Source organism: Streptomyces sp. NPDC002817, from assembly GCF_053592055.1.
In genome coordinates this window covers 155316-171766 of the sequence record NZ_JBSFUY010000016.1, presented here as the reverse complement: position 1 = coordinate 171766, position 16451 = coordinate 155316, and the positions used below count along the sequence as shown (strand labels likewise).

19 protein-coding genes are annotated in these 16451 nt (G+C 69.9%); 8 read left to right on the top strand and 11 right to left on the bottom strand.

Annotation, left to right across the window (positions count from 1 at the left end; all coding sequences use genetic code 11):
* The 6 genes from ACWD3I_RS27810 to ACWD3I_RS27785 all read right to left on the bottom strand — a co-directional run bounded on the left by ACWD3I_RS27810 (nucleotide 1) and on the right by ACWD3I_RS27785 (nucleotide 5554).
* A complete protein-coding gene (locus tag ACWD3I_RS27810; RefSeq protein WP_323185208.1) occupies nucleotides 1-72 on the bottom strand; it encodes a putative leader peptide in 72 nt (23 codons plus the stop codon).
* Between the two features lie 239 nt (nucleotides 73-311).
* Nucleotides 312-1913, bottom strand: coding sequence for an FAD-dependent monooxygenase (locus tag ACWD3I_RS27805; RefSeq protein WP_365397826.1), 1602 nt, complete (start codon nucleotides 1911-1913; stop codon nucleotides 312-314).
* A 229-nt stretch (nucleotides 1914-2142) separates the two neighbouring features.
* On the bottom strand, nucleotides 2143-3081 hold the full coding sequence (locus ACWD3I_RS27800; RefSeq protein ID WP_365397829.1) for an amino acid ABC transporter permease: 939 nt from the start codon (nucleotides 3079-3081) through the stop codon (nucleotides 2143-2145).
* Nucleotides 3078-3743: an amino acid ABC transporter permease gene (locus tag ACWD3I_RS27795; protein WP_365397832.1), complete on the bottom strand. Its 666-nt coding sequence runs from the start codon at nucleotides 3741-3743 to the stop codon at nucleotides 3078-3080. The genes ACWD3I_RS27800 and ACWD3I_RS27795 overlap by 4 nt, the downstream gene beginning before the upstream one ends.
* A gap of 97 nt (nucleotides 3744-3840) precedes the next feature.
* Nucleotides 3841-4689: a glutamate ABC transporter substrate-binding protein gene (locus tag ACWD3I_RS27790; protein WP_365397834.1), complete on the bottom strand. Its 849-nt coding sequence runs from the start codon at nucleotides 4687-4689 to the stop codon at nucleotides 3841-3843.
* 88 nt (nucleotides 4690-4777) lie between these two features.
* Nucleotides 4778-5554 carry an amino acid ABC transporter ATP-binding protein gene (locus tag ACWD3I_RS27785; protein WP_365397837.1) on the bottom strand — a complete coding sequence of 259 codons (777 nt, stop codon included), beginning with the start codon at nucleotides 5552-5554 and terminating at the stop codon, nucleotides 4778-4780.
* A gap of 313 nt (nucleotides 5555-5867) precedes the next feature.
* On the opposite strand from ACWD3I_RS27785, the gene ACWD3I_RS27780 reads away from it, so the two are divergent.
* Nucleotides 5868-6554 carry a response regulator transcription factor gene (locus tag ACWD3I_RS27780; RefSeq protein WP_046257015.1) on the top strand — a complete coding sequence of 229 codons (687 nt, stop codon included), beginning with the start codon at nucleotides 5868-5870 and terminating at the stop codon, nucleotides 6552-6554.
* Nucleotides 6555-6563: 9 nt separating this feature from the next.
* Entirely contained in the window at nucleotides 6564-7946 is a 1383-nt protein-coding gene (locus ACWD3I_RS27775; protein ID WP_365397841.1) for a sensor histidine kinase, read from the top strand.
* Here ACWD3I_RS27775 and ACWD3I_RS27770 read toward each other — a convergent pair.
* The gene (locus ACWD3I_RS27770; RefSeq protein ID WP_365397844.1) at nucleotides 7936-8922 is read right to left on the bottom strand and encodes a TAXI family TRAP transporter solute-binding subunit; all 987 of its coding nucleotides are present in this window, start codon (nucleotides 8920-8922) and stop codon (nucleotides 7936-7938) included. The genes ACWD3I_RS27775 and ACWD3I_RS27770 overlap by 11 nt on opposite strands.
* Before the next feature lie 188 nt (nucleotides 8923-9110).
* On the opposite strand from ACWD3I_RS27770, the gene ACWD3I_RS27765 reads away from it, so the two are divergent.
* Nucleotides 9111-9518 (top strand): pyrophosphohydrolase domain-containing protein, encoded by a 408-nt coding sequence (locus ACWD3I_RS27765; protein ID WP_266887224.1) that lies wholly within the window; start codon nucleotides 9111-9113, stop codon nucleotides 9516-9518.
* Nucleotides 9519-9611: 93 nt separating this feature from the next.
* Here the strand turns inward: ACWD3I_RS27765 and ACWD3I_RS27760 are convergent, their stop codons facing one another.
* Both ACWD3I_RS27760 and ACWD3I_RS27755 read right to left on the bottom strand, forming a co-directional pair.
* On the bottom strand, nucleotides 9612-10829 hold the full coding sequence (locus tag ACWD3I_RS27760; protein ID WP_365397848.1) for a cation:proton antiporter: 1218 nt from the start codon (nucleotides 10827-10829) through the stop codon (nucleotides 9612-9614).
* Nucleotides 10830-10833: 4 nt separating this feature from the next.
* Entirely contained in the window at nucleotides 10834-11319 is a 486-nt protein-coding gene (locus tag ACWD3I_RS27755; protein WP_266887220.1) for a cation:proton antiporter regulatory subunit, read from the bottom strand.
* Between the two features lie 86 nt (nucleotides 11320-11405).
* Here ACWD3I_RS27755 and ACWD3I_RS27750 point away from each other — a divergent pair, with 86 nt between their 5' ends.
* Genes ACWD3I_RS27750 through ACWD3I_RS27730 form a run of 5 tightly spaced genes read left to right on the top strand, consistent with a single transcriptional unit; the run spans nucleotide 11406 to nucleotide 15757 of the window.
* Nucleotides 11406-12440: a sensor histidine kinase gene (locus tag ACWD3I_RS27750; protein ID WP_365397852.1), complete on the top strand. Its 1035-nt coding sequence runs from the start codon at nucleotides 11406-11408 to the stop codon at nucleotides 12438-12440.
* Nucleotides 12437-13105, top strand: coding sequence for a response regulator transcription factor (locus tag ACWD3I_RS27745; protein WP_365397855.1), 669 nt, complete (start codon nucleotides 12437-12439; stop codon nucleotides 13103-13105). Before ACWD3I_RS27750 ends, ACWD3I_RS27745 begins: the two co-directional genes overlap by 4 nt.
* A 58-nt stretch (nucleotides 13106-13163) precedes the next feature.
* The gene (miaB, locus tag ACWD3I_RS27740) at nucleotides 13164-14687 is read left to right on the top strand and encodes a tRNA (N6-isopentenyl adenosine(37)-C2)-methylthiotransferase MiaB (protein ID WP_365397858.1); all 1524 of its coding nucleotides are present in this window, start codon (nucleotides 13164-13166) and stop codon (nucleotides 14685-14687) included.
* Nucleotides 14688-14730: 43 nt separating this feature from the next.
* Nucleotides 14731-15021, top strand: coding sequence for a hypothetical protein (locus tag ACWD3I_RS27735; RefSeq protein ID WP_365397861.1), 291 nt, complete (start codon nucleotides 14731-14733; stop codon nucleotides 15019-15021).
* 10 nt (nucleotides 15022-15031) lie between these two features.
* Complete coding sequence (locus ACWD3I_RS27730; protein ID WP_365397864.1) at nucleotides 15032-15757, top strand: class III extradiol dioxygenase subunit B-like domain-containing protein; 726 nt, start codon at nucleotides 15032-15034, stop codon at nucleotides 15755-15757.
* Between the two features lie 104 nt (nucleotides 15758-15861).
* Here ACWD3I_RS27730 and ACWD3I_RS27725 read toward each other — a convergent pair whose 3' ends face one another.
* Together ACWD3I_RS27725 and ACWD3I_RS27720 are read right to left on the bottom strand one after the other, a co-directional pair.
* Complete coding sequence (locus ACWD3I_RS27725) at nucleotides 15862-16128, bottom strand: antitoxin (RefSeq protein ID WP_365397867.1); 267 nt, start codon at nucleotides 16126-16128, stop codon at nucleotides 15862-15864.
* Between the two features lie 24 nt (nucleotides 16129-16152).
* Nucleotides 16153-16440 (bottom strand): hypothetical protein, encoded by a 288-nt coding sequence (locus ACWD3I_RS27720; protein WP_365397870.1) that lies wholly within the window; start codon nucleotides 16438-16440, stop codon nucleotides 16153-16155.
* Nucleotides 16441-16451: the final 11 nt, after the last annotated feature.

The following is a 16451-nucleotide window of genomic DNA, read 5'->3' as shown; positions in this document are numbered from 1 at the left end:
TCAGCAGGACACGCGACACACGCAGCCCGCATAGCGGACGAGGTCCATATGGACCCTCCGCCACAGGCGCACACAGGTGTCGGTCACGATCCGGAGTACACCATGACGGTGCAGACCGGTCAACTCACTGTCACGATGTGGACCTCACGGTGACGGTGCGTACGGCAGCCACGGACTGTGCGGCTCGGCCCGTGACCTCGGGCCGAGCCTTCCGCACCACTCGGACTCGACCCCGCGACGACCGCGGCCCGAGCCGTCCGCCACCCTCGGTGCGAGCCGGATTCCGCTCCCGCACGAGCTCCCCGGCGCCGTCAGCGCGCCCCCGCTCCCGCCTCCGCCTCCGTCTTCGCCGGCCCGCCCAGCGTCGCCTCGGCGGCCGCGTACAGGTCGGCCGGCCGCACGCCGTTCAGCGCGGTCACCAGGTGACCGTCGGGCCGTACCAGCAGCACCGTGTGGGCCGCCGCGCCCGGATAGCTCTCCGCGACCAGCAGCTCGGCCGGATGCGGCAGCGCCGTCACCGCGGCCGCGAGGCGGGGCATGAGCCCGGCGCCCACCCAGTGCTTGCGCTCCCACACCCCGGTGCCCGGCGCGATCAGCACCACGAGCAGCGCCCCACGACCGAGCCGGTCCCGCAGTCGTACGAAGGAACCGTCCTCGGCGGTGACCCGGACATCGGCGACCGGCGCGCCCGGCGCGGTGTTCACCGGGACCTCCGCCTCCAGATGCCGCGGCGCGAGCGGCGAGGTGGCGTACGCTCCCGGCGCACCGAGGGCCCCGCGCCCCAGGTGACCGTCCGTGAGCAGCGCGTCGTGGCCCCGCGCTGCACCCGGGACGACGGCCCGCAGCCCTCCGCCGCCGCGCACCAGCGGCAGGGCCTGGTCGGCGGCGCGCAGGCGGGCGGCGACGACCGCGCGCCGCTCGGCCTGGTAACTGTCGAGCAGCGCCTCGTGCGGCCCGTGATGCCAGGCCAGGGCCAGCTTCCAGGCGAGGTTGTCGGCGTCCCTGAGTCCCTCGTCGAGCCCCTGCGTGCCGAGCGCGCCGAGCAGATGCGCCGCGTCCCCGGCGAGGAACACCCGCCCGATCCGCCAGCGGCGCGCGAGGCGGTGGTGCACGGTGTGCACTCCGGTGTCGAGGAGTTCGTACGGCGGTGTCGGGCCGCCCGTCCAGCCGGCGAGGGTCTCCCGGACGCGGGCCACCAGGAGCTCGGGTGTGACCAGCTCCTTGCCGGGCGGCAGCAGCCAGTCGAGGCGCCAGACACTGTCCGGGAGGGGCCGTCCGGTGACCTCCCCGGCCGAGGGCCCGGACGTCCGCCACGGAGGCATCCGATGGAGCAACGCTTCGTCCTCCCACGGAAGTTCCGTGCGCAGCGCGGCGACGGCGTGCCGCTCCACCGCCGTACGGCCGGGAAAACGGATGTCGAGGAGTTTGCGGACCGTGGAGCGCGGGCCGTCGCAGCCGACCAGGTAACTGCCCCGCCACCACGTGCCCTTGGGGCCGCGGGTGTGGGCGGTGACGCCGGAGGGCTCCTGCTCGACGGAGTCGAGACGGCTGTCCACGGAGACCTTGACCAGCCGCTCCTCGGCGCAGGCCTCGCGCAGGGCGCCGGTCAGCACGTGCTGCGCGATGTGCAGGGGCGCCGGCTCGACGTCGTCGAAACTGACCTCGCGCATCACCTGCTTGCGGCGCAACGACCGCCATCCGGCCCAGCGGCAGCCGGCCTCGGAGAGGGGGACGCCGGTCAGACGCTCCATCAGGGCGGCGGTGTCCTCGCGCAGGACGACGGTGCGGGCGGGACGCGGTTCGTCCTTGCCGGGACCCTCGTCGAGGACCACGGACGGCACGTCCTGACGGGCCAGCGCAAGGGCGAGCGTGAGCCCGACAGGCCCCGCTCCGACGATGATCACCGGGTCCACGACGCGGCGCCCCCTGCCCGCGAGGGCGTCTCGAGAGACGTATGTGAACAGGAGGTTGGAGCAGGGTGCACGATCACAGAACGTATGCAACCCATTGCCGGTGCTTGCGTCAAGTGACGGAGGCAGTGGCGATCATGCCACTGCCTCCGCACTGGTCACGGCGGTGTGCCCGTGCCCTTCAAGCAACTTGACTGTTCATCAGATCATCAAGGTCCGATGGAATGGATCATCAAGGTTTCTTGGTGAAGGTGAAGCCACCTGGGCCACCGCCCTCACCACCGGTCCCGAGGGTGCCGCCGATCCCGGCGGGGTTCATCTCCTCCATGTCCTCGGCGCCGAGGACCGCGCCCGTGCTCCTCTTGCTGCGCCGCAGCCGCTTCTCCAGCCAGCTCGCGAAGCTGGTGAGGATGAAGTTCAGGACGATGAAGATGATCGCGACGACGATGAAGCTGGGGATGACGTTGGCGTAGTTGGCCGCCAGCGTCTGGCGCGAGTTGAGGAGCTCGGTGAAGTTGAGCATCACGCCGCCCAGCGCGGTGTCCTTCACGATGACGACGAGCTGGCTGACGATCGCCGGCAGCATCGCGGTGACGGCCTGCGGCAGCAGGATGCTGGACATCGTCTGCCCCTTGCGCAGACCGACCGCGTAGGCGGCCTCCGTCTGGCCCTTGGGCAGGGAGAGGATGCCGGCCCGGACGATCTCGGCGAGGACGGACGCGTTGTAGAGCACCAGGCCGGTGACGACCGCGTACAGCGGCCGCTGCTCGCTGCTGATGTCCGTGGAACGGTCGTAGAACTCGTTGGCGAACAGCATCAGCAGCAGTACCGGGATGGCCCGGAAGAACTCCACCACCGTGCCGGCCGCACCGCGCACCCATCGGTGGTCGGAGAGGCGGGCGATACCGAAGACCGCGCCCAGCGGAAGGGCGATCACCATGGCGAGCGCCGCGGCCTTCAGCGTGTTGGCGAGTCCTGGCAGCAGATACGTCGTCCAGGCCTGCTCGGTGGTGAAGGGCTCCCACAGGTTCCACTCGAGCTGGTTCTTGTCGTCCATGACCTGCCATACCCACCACGCGAGGAGGGCGAGCAGGAGGAAGAAGACCACCGAGATGAGGACGTTGCGCCGTTTGGCGCGGGGTCCCGGGGTGTCGTACAGAACGGAGCTCATCGCTTCACCGCCAGTCGCTTGCTCAGCCATCCGAGGAAGAGGCCGGTCGGCAGGGTCAGGACGACGAATCCGAAGGCGAAGACGGCGCCGATGGCGAGCGTCTGGGCTTCGTTCTCGATCATCGTCTTCATCAGGGCGGCGGCCTCGGCCACACTGATCGCGGCCGCCACGGTCGTGTTCTTGGTCAGGGCGATCAGTACGTTGGCCAGCGGGCCGATGACCGCGCGGAAGGCCTGCGGCAGCACGATGAGCCGTAGGACCTGGCTGAAGTTCAGTCCGATGGCGCGTGCCGCCTCGGCCTGCCCCACGGGCACGGTGTTGATGCCCGAACGGATCGCCTCGCAGACGAAGGCCGCGGTGTAGACGATGAAGCCGAGGATCGCCAGCCGGAAGCCCTGGACGTCGAAGTCCTTGGAGCCCATGGTCACGCCGAAGGTGTCGGCGAGGCCGAGCGACGTGAAGACGATGATCACCGTCAGGGGGGTGTTCCGGACGATGTTCACGTAGGCGGTGCCGAACCCGCGCATCAGCGGGACCGGACTGACCCGCATCGCGGCCAGCAGGGTGCCCCAGATCAGGGAGCCGAGGGCGGAGATGACGGTGAGTTTCACCGTCATCCAGAACGCCGCTAGGACGTCGTAACCATCAAGAAAGTCGAACACGATCTCCCGCGCTTCCGGGTGTCTGGGGTACGTGGAGGGGCGCGGCGCGCCGCCGCCCTGATCGCGGCGGGCGGCGGCGCGCCAGTGGATCCCGGTGTTACTTGACGATCACGCCGATCTTCGGGGCGGGCTCGTTCTTGTAGTCGGCCGGGCCGAAGTTGTCCTTGACGGCGGTGTCCCACGCGCCGTCGCTGACCATCTTCTCGAGAGCCTTGTTGATCTTGTCCACGGTCGCGGTGTCGCCCTTCTTGACGCCGATGCCGTAGTTCTCGTTGCTCAGCTTGAGGCCGGCGAGCTTGAACTTGCCCTTGTACTGCTCCTGCGCGGCGAAGCCCGCGAGGATCGAGTCGTCCGTGGTGAGCGCGTCCACGGTGCCGCTCTGGAGGCCGGAGATGCACTCGGAGTAGCCGCTGACCGTCTTGAGGTTGGCCTTCGGCGCGAAGTCGTCCTTGACGTTCTGCGCCGAGGTGGAGCCGGTCACCGAGCACAGGTTCTTGCCGTTGAGGTCCGTGGCCTCGGTGATGTCCGAGTCCGCCTTGACCAGCAGGTCCTGGTGGGCCAGCAGGTACGGGCCGGCGAAGTCGACCTTCTGCTTGCGCTCGTCGTTGATCGAGTAGGTGGCGGCGATGAACTTGACGTCACCACGGGCGAGCGCGTTCTCGCGGTCGGCGCTCTTGGTCTCGACGAAATCGATCTGGTCGGCGTCGTAGCCGAGCTGCTTGGCCACGTACGTCGCGACGTCCACGTCGAAGCCGGCGAAGGAACCGTCGGGCTTCTTCAGGCCCAGACCGGGCTGGTCGTACTTGATGCCGATCTTGATCTTGCCGCCGCCGCTGGAGCCCGAGTCGGCGCTGTCGCTGTCGCCGTCGTCTCCGCCGCACGCGGTCGCGGTCAGGGAGAGGACCAGCGCGGCGGCGGCCGCGGCGGTGACCTTGCGGAGCTTCATGGTGAACATCCTTTGTGTGATGAGAGATGCGGTCCGTCGAGACTGGGCGGCGGGTGACGCAGGTCGTGACGCAGGTCGTGACGCGCTGTCAGTGGTGCAGGATCTTGGACAGGAAGTCCTTGGCGCGGTCGCTGCGCGGGGCGCTGAAGAACTGGTCCGGCACAGCCTCCTCGACGATGCGACCGTCCGCCATGAACACCACCCGGTTCGCGGCCGAACGGGCGAACCCCATTTCATGGGTGACGACGATCATGGTCATGCCGTCGCGGGCGAGCTGCTGCATGACCTCGAGGACCTCGTTGATCATCTCGGGGTCGAGCGCCGAGGTGGGCTCGTCGAAGAGCATGACCTTGGGGTCCATGGCCAGGGCACGGGCGATGGCGACGCGCTGCTGCTGGCCGCCGGAGAGCTGGGCGGGGTACTTGTCCGCCTGGCTCGTCACGCCTACCCGGTCGAGCAGGGCACGGGCTTTCTCCTCGGCCTTCTTCTTGTCCGCCTTGCGGACCTTGATCTGGCCGAGCATCACGTTCTCGAGCACGGTCTTGTGCGCGAAGAGGTTGAAGGACTGGAAGACCATCCCGACGTCGGCGCGCAGCCGGGCCAGCTCCTTGCCCTCCGCGGGCAGGGGCTTGCCGTCGATGGCGATCGTGCCGGAGTCGATCGTCTCCAGGCGGTTGATGGTTCGGCACAGCGTGGACTTCCCGGACCCGGAGGGTCCGATGACCACGACGACCTCGCCGCGGGCGATCGTGAGATCGATGTCCTGGAGAACATGCAACGCGCCAAAGTGCTTGTTGACGCTCTTCAGGACGACCAGTTCGCCGGTCGCGGCCACATCTTCCTTGGCCACCGATACTTCGGTCATCGCTATCGGGCTCCGTCCTCCTCGGTTTCGGAGGACAGTAGTGACCCCACGCGACCTGCGTCATTACCTTTGAGGGGAATCTGAGCATCACGATCCGATAGCAATCGGACACGTGTCGTAGCAGTTATGAGCAGGGCGCATATCGGCCGGGTAACGGAAGCGGCTCGCAACCGGAACCCACTTGACGTCGTCCTCTTCCATCGGCGTGACTTCACAAGGTGCACGCGCGCGCGTGCACGCGTTTTTGTACACACCTGAATCGTACTTTTACCCTCATTTAGATCGTACGGCCGATGAACCGAAGGAGGCCCGGATGAGACTGCTCCTCGTAGAGGACGACAATCACGTCGCCGCCGCTCTGTCCGCGGTTCTGGCGCGGCACGGTTTCGACGTCACCCACGCGCGCAGTGGCGAGGAAGCCCTTCAGGCACTCGTCCCGGAAGGCGCCGGCTTCGGAGTCGTCCTCCTCGACCTGGGCCTGCCGGACCAGGACGGGTACGAGGTCTGCGGCAAGATCCGCAAGCGCACCAGCACCCCGGTGATCATGGTCACCGCCCGCTCCGACGTCCGTTCCCGCATCCACGGCCTCAACCTCGGCGCGGACGACTACGTGGTGAAGCCGTACGACACCGGAGAGCTGCTCGCCCGGATCCACGCCGTCAGCCGTCGCACCGCCCACGAGGACCCCGCTGCCGAGGCCGAGGCCGCGCTGCACCTCGGCCCGGTCCGTATCGAGCTGCCGACCCGTCAGGTCAGTGTGGACGGTTCGGTCGTCCAACTGACCCGCAAGGAGTTCGACTTGCTCGCCCTGCTGGCCCAGCGCCCCGGAGTCGTCTTCCGCCGGGAGCAGATCATCAGCGAGGTGTGGCGCACCAGTTGGGAGGGGACCGGGCGCACTCTCGAGGTCCACGTGGCCTCCCTGCGCGCCAAGCTGCGCATGCCGGCCCTCATCGAGACCGTACGCGGCGTCGGCTACCGGCTCGTCGCCCCGTCCTCGTAGCGGGCCCGGGTGCGCACACGACTCCTCCCGCTGCTGATCGTCCTGATGGCGGCCGTACTGCTGGCGCTCGGCATCCCGCTCGGCTTCAGCGTGGCCGCGGCCCAGCAGCAGAAAGTGGTCGTCGACCGGATCGACGACACCGCGCACTTCGCGGCCCTCGCCCAGTACGTCACCGGTGAGGGCGGCGAGCGCCAGAAGACGCTGCAGAGCGAACTCGACAGCTATTACGAGGTCTACCGCATCCGCGTCGGCGTCTTCTACCAGAACAAGAGCATCATGGCCAACGCTCCCATGACCTTGTTCATCCCCGAGGCGGGCGAGGTGCGGACCGCGTTCGACGAGGCGCTGCTCAGCCGGCGCAGCGAGGATCCACCGCAGGTCTTTCCCTGGCAGCAGGGGCGGCTCGTGGTCGCCTCCCCGGTCATCCGGGACGGTGACGTCATCGCGGTCGTCGTCACCGACTCGCCCACGGGGGAGATGCGTTCGCGCATTCTGCACGGCTGGCTGATCATCGGCGCGGGCCTGATGGCCGCGATGCTGGTGGCCGTCGGCGCCGCCCTGCGGCTGACCGGATGGGTCCTCAGGCCGGTGCGTGTCCTCGACGCCACCACGCACGCGATCGCGAGCGGCCGCCTGAAGTCGCGGGTCGCGGCCGCCGGCGGACCGCCGGAACTCCAGCGCCTGGCCCGGTCGTTCAACGAGATGGCGGACAACGTCGAGGACGTCCTGGAGCAGCAGCGCGCGTTCGTCGCCGACGCCTCGCACCAACTGCGCAACCCCCTCGCCGCGCTGCTGCTGCGCATCGAACTGCTCGCCTTCGAACTCCCGGAGGGCAACAAGGAGATCGCCTCGGTCCAGACGGAGGGCAAGCGTCTCGCCCAGGTCCTGGACGACCTGCTGGACCTGGCCCTGGCCGAGCACACGGACGCGCATCTGCGCATCACGGACATCGGCGCGCTGGCCGCCGAGCGCGTGGCGGCCTGGGCGCCCACCGCCGAGGCCAAGGGCGTACGCCTGGTGGGTGACTGCCCGCCCACCACCGGCTGGGCCGACCCGGTCACCCTGTCCAGCGCGCTGGACGCGGTCATCGACAACGCGGTCAAGTTCACGCCCGAGGGCGAGTGCGTCGAGGTGACGGTCTCCTCCAACGGCGAGACGGCGACCGTCGTCGTCACCGACAACGGCCCCGGTCTGACCGCCGAGGAACTCGCCCGCATCGGCGACCGCTTCTGGCGCAGCAACCGCCACCAGAACATCAAGGGCTCAGGCCTAGGCCTGTCCATCTCGCGGACCTTGCTGCACGCGGGCGGCGGCACGATCTCGTACGCCCCTCACGAACCGCACGGCCTGAAGGTGACGGTGACGGTGCCCCGCAGCGCCGCTACGGCTTGACGGAGCGGTAGTAGCGCCGTGCGCCCTCGTGCAGCGGCAGCGGGGAGGTGTAGATCGCGGTGCGCAGGTCGACCAGCTGTGCGGAGTGCACCTTGCCGCCGATGTAGTCCCGGCTGCGGATCACGGTCCGGGTCAGCCACTCGGTGAGCCGCGGGTCCAGGTCCTCGCGGGTGATCAGCAGGTTGGACACGGCGATCGTCGGCACGGCGTACGCGTCCTGCCCGTCGTAGGCCGCCTCCGGGATGTTGGTGGGCCGGTAGTAGCGGTTGGCGGCGCTCTGGGTGTGGAGTTTGGCGACGAAGTCGGCCTTGATCGGGACGAACTTGAAGGAGGCCGTCTCGGCGAGCGCCTTCAGTCCGTTCGTCGGCAGTCCGCCGGACCAGAAGAACGCGTCGATGGTGTGCCCGAGCTCGTCGACGTCCTTGATGCCGTACGAGAACGGCTTGATGTCCGTGGCCGGGTTGATGCCCTCCGCATTGAGCACCCGCTCGGCGATCAGCCGCACGCCCGATGTCTCCGGCCCTATGGCGACCCGCTTGCCCTTCAGGTCGTCCAGGGACTCGATGGTCGAGTTCCGCGGGACGATGAGCTGAACGTAGTCGTCGTACAGACGTGCGACACCGCGCAGTCGGGCGGCCTCGACCGGATGGTCGATCGCGAACGACTCGACCGCGTCAGCCGCAGCGATGGCGAAGTCGGCCTCGCCGGACGCCACGCGCGCGACGTTGTCCTGTGACCCGTCGCTGGTCTCCAGGTCCACCTTGAGGTCGGGCATGTCCTTGGCGAACTCGTCGCTCAGGTCCTTGCCGTACTCCTCGTACACCCCGCCGTGCGATCCGGTGGCGAAGGAGATCGTCCCGCCGGGCGGCTCCTCGCCCGGCAGCAGCCACCACAGCAGCAGCCCGAAGACCACGAAACCGGCGGCCGCACCCTGTAGCGCCCGGCTCCTGCTCATACGGGGGAACACCTTGGACATGCGCGCGATCCTGCCAGCAGGGACGCGGTGCTGACCAGGGCAGGGGTCACAGGGGCGTCCGGTGGGTTGCCGGGCGGGGTGGACGGGCGCGGTGAGGCGGTCGGTGGGTGCTGGGCGGGGTGCCGGTGACGTCGGTCGGGGTCGGCAGAGCCCGCCTGACTGTCAGTGGTGATCGATAGAGTCGCCGTATGAGCTCATCGCCCGCCGACCTGGTCCGTCAGTTCCACCTCGCGTTCGGGCTGGACGCCCGCAGTACACCGACCGCGGTCTCCCCGGAGCTGGCCGCCCACCGCGGCGAGCTGCTGGCGGAGGAGGCCGCCGAGGTGGCCGAGGTGGCCGTCGAGGGCCCGCTCGACCGGCTCGCGCACGAACTCGCCGACGTGGTCTACATCGCCTATGGCACGGCTCTCGTCCACGGCATCGACCTCGACGCGGTGATCGCCGAGATCCACCGTTCCAACATGACCAAGCTGGGGCCCGACGGCCATGTCGCCCGCCGGGCCGACGGCAAGGTCCTCAAGGGTGAGCACTACGAGGCGCCGGATGTGTCGGGTGTGCTGCGGAGACAGGGGTGGGCGCCGGAGGGGGTTGCCTGAGTGGGCGGAGGCGGGGGCGGGGGCTTGTCGGGCGGATGGGACTGATGCCATGCACCCGACATGGGGCTGATGTCACGCGCCTGACGCCGTCCCTCAGTCAGCCACCGATGCCTCCGCCACCGTCGACGAGTCCTCCCGAACCGTCCGACGCTCCTCGGAGCGTCGTGTCCACCAGGACGCCAGCGGCTCGGTGTAGCGCGCGGTCAGTGGGCCCAGGACGACCAGGATCAGGACGTACGCCGTGGCCAGCGGGCCCAGCGACGGTTCGATGCCGGCGCTCACCGCGAGGCCGGCGATGACGATCGAGAACTCGCCGCGGGCGACCAGCGCGCCGCCCGTACGCCAGCGGCCCTTGACGGAGATCCCCGCCCGCCGGGCGGCCCAGTAGCCCGTGGCGATCTTCGTCGCCGCGGTGAGCACGGCCAGCGCCAGGGCGGGCAGCAGTACGGGCGGGATGCTCGCCGGGTCGGTGTGCAGCCCGAAGAAGACGAAGAACACGGCGGCGAACAGGTCCCGCAGCGGGCTCAGCAGTGTGTGCGCCCCCTCCGCGACCTCCCCGGACAGCGCGATGCCGACCAGGAAGGCGCCGACCGCCGCCGACACCTGCAGCTGCTGGGCCACGCCCGCGACCAGGATCGTCAGCCCCAGCACCACGAGGAGCAGCTTCTCCGGATCGTCGCTCGACACGAACCGCGAGATCAGCCGCCCGTAGCGCACCGCCACGAACAGCACCAGCCCCGCCGCGCCCAGCGCGATCGCCAGCGTCACGCTCCCGGCCAGCAGTCCGGCTCCGGCCACCAGAGCGGTGACGATGGGCAGGTACACCGCCATCGCCAGGTCCTCCAGGACCAGCACGCTGAGGATCACCGGCGTCTCCCGGTTGCCCACCCGGCCCAGATCGCCGAGCACCTTCGCGATGACGCCGGACGACGAGATCCAGGTGACGCCCGCGAGGACCACGGCGGCCACCGGCCCCCAGCCCAGCAACAGCGCGGCCACCGCACCCGGTACGGCGTTCAGCGCGCAGTCGACGAGCCCGGACGGATAGTGCGCCTTCAGGTTGGTGACGAGATCGCCCGCCGAGTACTCCAGGCCGAGCATCAACAGCAGCAGGATGACGCCGATCTCGGCGCCGATGGAGACGAACTCCTCGCTCGCGCCCAGCGGCAGCAGCCCGCCCTCCCCGAAGGCGAGACCGGCGAGGAGGTAGAGCGGGATGGGGGAGAGCCGGAACCTGGCGGCGAACCGACCGAGCAGGCCGAGGCCGAGAATGATGGAACCGAACTCGATGAGCAGGACCGCGGAGTGCACCGGTTCACTCCCGCCCGAGTATCGCCGCGGCGGCGTCGACGCCCTCACGCGTACCGACGACGATCAGCGTGTCCCCGCCCACCAGCCGGAAGTCCGGCGCCGGGGAGGGAATCGCCTCGGCCCGGCGCAACACCGCCACGATGGACGCGCCCGTGTCCGTGCGCATCCGGGTCTCGCCCAGCACCCGCCCGTTCCAGCGTGAGGTCGCGGCCACCTCGATCCGCTCGGCGACCAGCCCCAGATCCGTGGTGTAGAGCAGGCTCGCGCTGTGGTGGGACGGCATCAGCGCGTCGATCAGCGAGCCCGCCTCCGCACCGGTCAGCCGCAGCGACTGGGCACAGGAGTCGGGGTCGTCGGCCCGGTACAGGCTCACCGTCCGGGCACCGTCGCGGTGCGCCACCACGGACAGATGGCGGTGTTCCCGGGTCACGAGGTCGTACTGGACCCCGATCCCCGGCAGCGGCGTCGCCCTCAGGCGCGGTGCAGACACGTTTCTCCTTTTGTACTGAGCCTAAGTACCAAGCGTGATCGTGGGTGCCGAGTCCGCATGCTGCCATCGGCCCGTACCGTGGCGACATGGGTGTTGCCACGGATATGCGCGACCGGCGCCGGGCGGCGAAGCTGGTCGCGGAAGGGCCATGCGACAGGGGCGAGGAAGGCGAGACCACGCACGTGTCACTGTTCTGGCGGATCTTCTCGCTCAACGCCGCCGGTCTGGTCGTGGCCGCCGCGCTGCTGCTGGGCCCGGTCACCGTGTCGACACCGATCAGACAGGCCGAGGCGCTGGTCGTCCTCGTCGGCCTCGCCCTGCTGCTGGTCGCCAACGCCCTGGTACTGCGCGTCGGCCTCGCCCCGCTCAAGCGGCTCGGCCGGGCCATGTCCACCGCTGACCTGCTGCGGCCCGGCGCCCGCGCCGACGTCGCCGGTCCCGCCGAAGCGGCCGAGCTCATCACGACGTACAACACGATGCTCGACCGGCTGGAGGCCGAGCGCGCCGCCGGGGCGGGCCGTGCCCTCTCCGCACAGGAGCGGGAGCGCCACCGCATCGCGCGTGAGCTGCACGACGAGGTCGGTCAGACCCTGACCGCGGTCCTCCTCCAGCTCAAGAGGGTCGCCGACCGGGCCCCCGAAGGGCTGCGCGAGGAGGTGGCCCAGGCCCAGGAAGCCACCCGCGCGGGGCTCGACGAGATCCGTTTCATCGCCCGTCGGCTGCGCCCCGGTGTCCTGGAGGAACTCGGCCTGGCCAGCGCGCTGCGCTCGCTCGCCGGTGAGTTCAGCGCCCATGGTCTCACCGTGCGCCACCACGTCCCCGGCGGACTGCCGCCCCTGACCGAGGAGTCGGAACTCGTGCTCTACCGGGTGGCCCAGGAGGGCCTCACCAACACCGCCCGGCACGCCGCCGCCGCGCACGCCGAGGTCCGCCTCCGGCAGATCGACGGCGGTGTCGAGCTGCTCGTGCGCGACAACGGCAGGGGCCTGGGCGACGCCACCGAAGGGGCGGGGATACGGGGCATGCGCGAGCGGGCGCTGCTGATAGGAGCGGAGCTCACGGTCGCCGGGGCCCCCGGCGGGGGCACGGACGTACGCCTGCGCGTCGGAGGGCACCGATGAATCCCCACGCCCCCCGCACCCCGGTCCGCGTGCTGCTCGCCGACGACCACACCCTCGTACGACGCGGAGTCCGCCTCATTCTCGACGGCGAGGACGATCTCACGGTCGTCGCCGAGGCCGGCGACGGTGCGGAGGCCGTCGAGCTGGCACGCGCGCGTGACGTCGATCTGGCCGTCCTGGACATCGCCATGCCCCGGATGACGGGCCTCCAGGCGGCCCGTGAGCTCTCCCGCCGCCTGCCCGACCTGCGCATTCTCATCCTGACCATGTACGACAACGAGCAGTACTTCTTCGAGGCCCTCAAGGCCGGGGCCAGCGGCTACGTCCTCAAGTCCGTCGCCGACCGCGATCTGGTCGAGGCGTGCCGGGCGGCCGTCCGCGACCGGCCGTTCGTCTACCCGGGAGCCGAACGCGCCCTCGTCCGCTCCTACCTGGACCGCCTCCACCGCGGCGACTCCCTGCCAGAGCGGGCCGTCACCGAACGCGAGGAGGAGATCCTCAAGCTCGTCGCCGAGGGGCACACGTCCAAGGAGATCGGCGAGATGCTGTTCATCAGCGCGAAGACGGTCGAACGCCACCGTGCGAACCTGCTGCAGAAGCTGGGCATGAGGGATCGCCTGGAACTCACGCGGTACGCGATACGGGCCGGGCTGATCGAGCCCTGAGACCCCGGTTGTCCACAGGGCGACCGAAGCCGCTTCCGGCACCGCCTACCCTTGTCACATGAGCAGCATCGACCGGAGCCAGGCAGTGGACGTCTCCTCTTCCAAGACCTACGAAGTGCGCACCTACGGGTGCCAGATGAACGTCCACGATTCCGAGCGATTGTCCGGGCTGCTCGAAGACGCCGGTTACGTGAAGGCGCCGGAGGGTTCCGACGGCGACGCGGACGTCGTCGTCTTCAACACCTGCGCGGTGCGGGAGAACGCCGACAACAGGCTGTACGGCAACCTCGGCCGGCTCGCCCCCATGAAGACCAAGCGCCCCGGGATGCAGATCGCGGTCGGCGGCTGTCTGGCGCAGAAGGACCGCGACACCATCGTGAAGAAGGCGCCCTGGGTGGACGTCGTCTTCGGCACGCACAACATCGGCAAGCTGCCCGTCCTGCTGGAACGCGCGCGCGTGCAGGAGGAGGCGCAGGTCGAGATCGCCGAGTCGCTGGAGGCGTTCCCGTCCACGCTGCCGACCCGGCGCGAGAGCGCGTACGCGGCGTGGGTGTCGATCTCCGTGGGCTGCAACAACACCTGCACCTTCTGCATCGTCCCGGCCCTGCGCGGCAAGGAGAAGGACCGCCGGACCGGCGACATCCTCGCCGAGATCGAGGCCCTGGTCGGCGAGGGCGTCTCCGAGATCACGCTGCTCGGGCAGAACGTCAACGCCTACGGCTCCGACATCGGCGACCGCGAGGCGTTCAGCAAGCTGCTGCGGGCCTGCGGGAAGATCGAGGGCCTGGAGCGCGTGCGCTTCACGTCCCCGCACCCGCGTGACTTCACCGACGACGTGATCGCGGCGATGGCCGAGACGCCGAACGTGATGCCGCAGCTCCACATGCCGATGCAGTCCGGCTCGGACACGATCCTGAAGGCGATGCGCCGCTCGTACCGGCAGGAGCGTTTCCTCGGGATCATCGAGAAGGTGCGTGCCGCCATGCCGGACGCCGCGATCTCGACCGACATCATCGTGGGCTTCCCCGGCGAGACCGAGGAGGACTTCGAGCAGACCATGCACGCGGTCCGCGAGGCCCGCTTCACGAACGCCTTCACCTTCCAGTACTCCAAGCGCCCCGGAACCCCCGCGGCGACCATGGAGGGGCAGGTCCCCAAGGAGGTCGTGCAGGCGCGCTACGAGCGTCTCGTCGCCCTCCAGGAGGAGATCTCCTGGGAGGAGAACAAGAAGCAGGTCGGCCGCACTCTCGACCTCATGGTCGCCGAGGGCGAGGGCCGCAAGGACGGCACCACCCACCGCCTCTCCGGCCGTGCCCCCGACAACCGCCTCGTCCACTTCACCAAGCCGGACGACGAGGTCCGCCCCGGCGACGTCGTCACGGTCGAGATCACCTATGCCGCCCCGCACCACCTCCTCGCCGAGGGCGAGGTCCTGAAGGTCCGTCGCACGCGCGCGGGCGACGCCTGGGAGAAGCGGAACGCCGCCGAGGCGGCGAAGCCGGCGGGCGTGCTGCTGGGGCTGCCGAAGATCGGCGTACCGGAACCGCTGCCGGCGGCGACGGGTGGCTGCGCGGTCGACTGAGCGCACGCCATACTCGTCGTCCGACGAGGGACGGGGGCGGGACATGGCGCGCTGGGTGGTCGTGGTGCAGGCCGGCTACGGGGAGTCGTACTCGCTCGATGAGGTGGAGCACATCGAGGACACCCTCGAACGGGCTCGCGCGAGGCTGTACGAGATCGCCTGCACCCACCGGCCGCGGTCCGGGCTGCGGCAGAAGAGCCGACAGGTCTACCGGATCGGCGACGGGGACGCGTACTACGCCACCATCGAAGGCAAGATCTCCAAGCATCACGTGCTGTACCGCCTGGCCGAACTGGCGTGGAGCACCGATACCGAGCCGAACCCCTGGCAGTAGGCTGCCGATCATGCTTGTCGCCGCCGCCGTCTGCCCTTGTCCGCCGCTCCTCGTGCCCGAGGTCGCCGCGGGTGCCGCGCCCGAGCTGGACACGGCCCGGACCGCGTGCACGGACGCGCTCGGGGTGCTCGCCGCCGCCCGGCCCGACCTGCTGGTGGTCCTCGGACCCGCCGAGCAGAGCGGGCGCGGAACGCATCCGGAAGGCACGGCGGGGTCCTTCCGGGGCTTCGGCGTGGCGCTCGACGTCAGGCTGGGCGCGGATCAGAGCGCAGACCTGGGCGCGGTGTCCGGGCGTGAGCTTCCGCCCTCCCTCGCCGTGGCCGCGTGGCTGCTGGAACGCACCGGTTGGGCGGACGCCCCGATCGAGGGACTCGGCGTGGGGGAACCTCTGGCCGCCGAGCGGTGTATTGAGACCGGAAGGGACATCGCCGCGCGAGCCGAGCGCGTGGCGCTGCTGGTGATGGGGGACGCCAGCGCCTGCCGCACGCTCAAGTCACCCGGCTACCTCGACGAGCGCGCGGCGCCCTTCGACGCGGAGGTCGCGCGTGCGCTGGGGGCGGCGGATGTGGCGGCCCTCGAAGCGCTCGACGCCGAGCTGGCGTACGAGCTCAAGGTGTCCGGACGGGCCCCCTGGCAGGTCCTCGCGGGCGCCGCCGAAGGGGCGGGCCTCGATGGCCGACTGCTGTACGACGACGCGCCGTACGGCGTGGGGTACGTGGTCGCGACCTGGTCGTGACCGGCCTCGTCGTGACCGGCCTCGTCGTGACGCCGGTGTGGGTCGTGTGAAACGGCGGACGGCCGCCAGGCGTCATGCCCCGCGGCCGTCCGTCGGTGTGCCGTTCAGGAAGCAGGCGGCGGTGTGGACGGGGGCGTGGTCGTGCCGCCGCCCGTTCCGTCGTCCTTGTGCGCGAGTCGGTCCATGGCGTTCTTGGCCTTGCCCGTGCCCGTCTGGATCTTGTCGCTGTACTTGCCCTTGGTCTTTTCGTCGACGACCTTCGCGGCCTTGTCGAGACCGTGCTGCACCTTGTCCCCGTGCTGCTGTGCGAGGCCGGAGACCTTGTCCTTGGCCGGGCTGAGCTTGGCTTTCAAATTGTCCAGGAGACCCATCGTTCACCTTCCCGCGCGGGGCAGTTACGTGCGGGCGCCCTCGCCGGCCTCGCTGTCGGCCGCCTCCTCGGCGGACTGCTGCTTGGGGATGTCGACGCCTTCGGCGGCATCGGCCTCGACGGCCTCCGTCGCCGTCGGCTCTGCCGTGTCCCCGGCGTCGGTCCCGGCCGTGGCGTCCGCCTCGGCCGGCTCCTTCGCCTCTGCCGCCTTCTCCGCCTCGGGTTCGGCCGTCAGCGTGGCGGCCTCTGCCTCGGCGGTTGACGCCTCCTCCGCAGCCTTTGACCTCCGGAGAAGTCGTGCGAAAACGCCCATATCCACTCCAT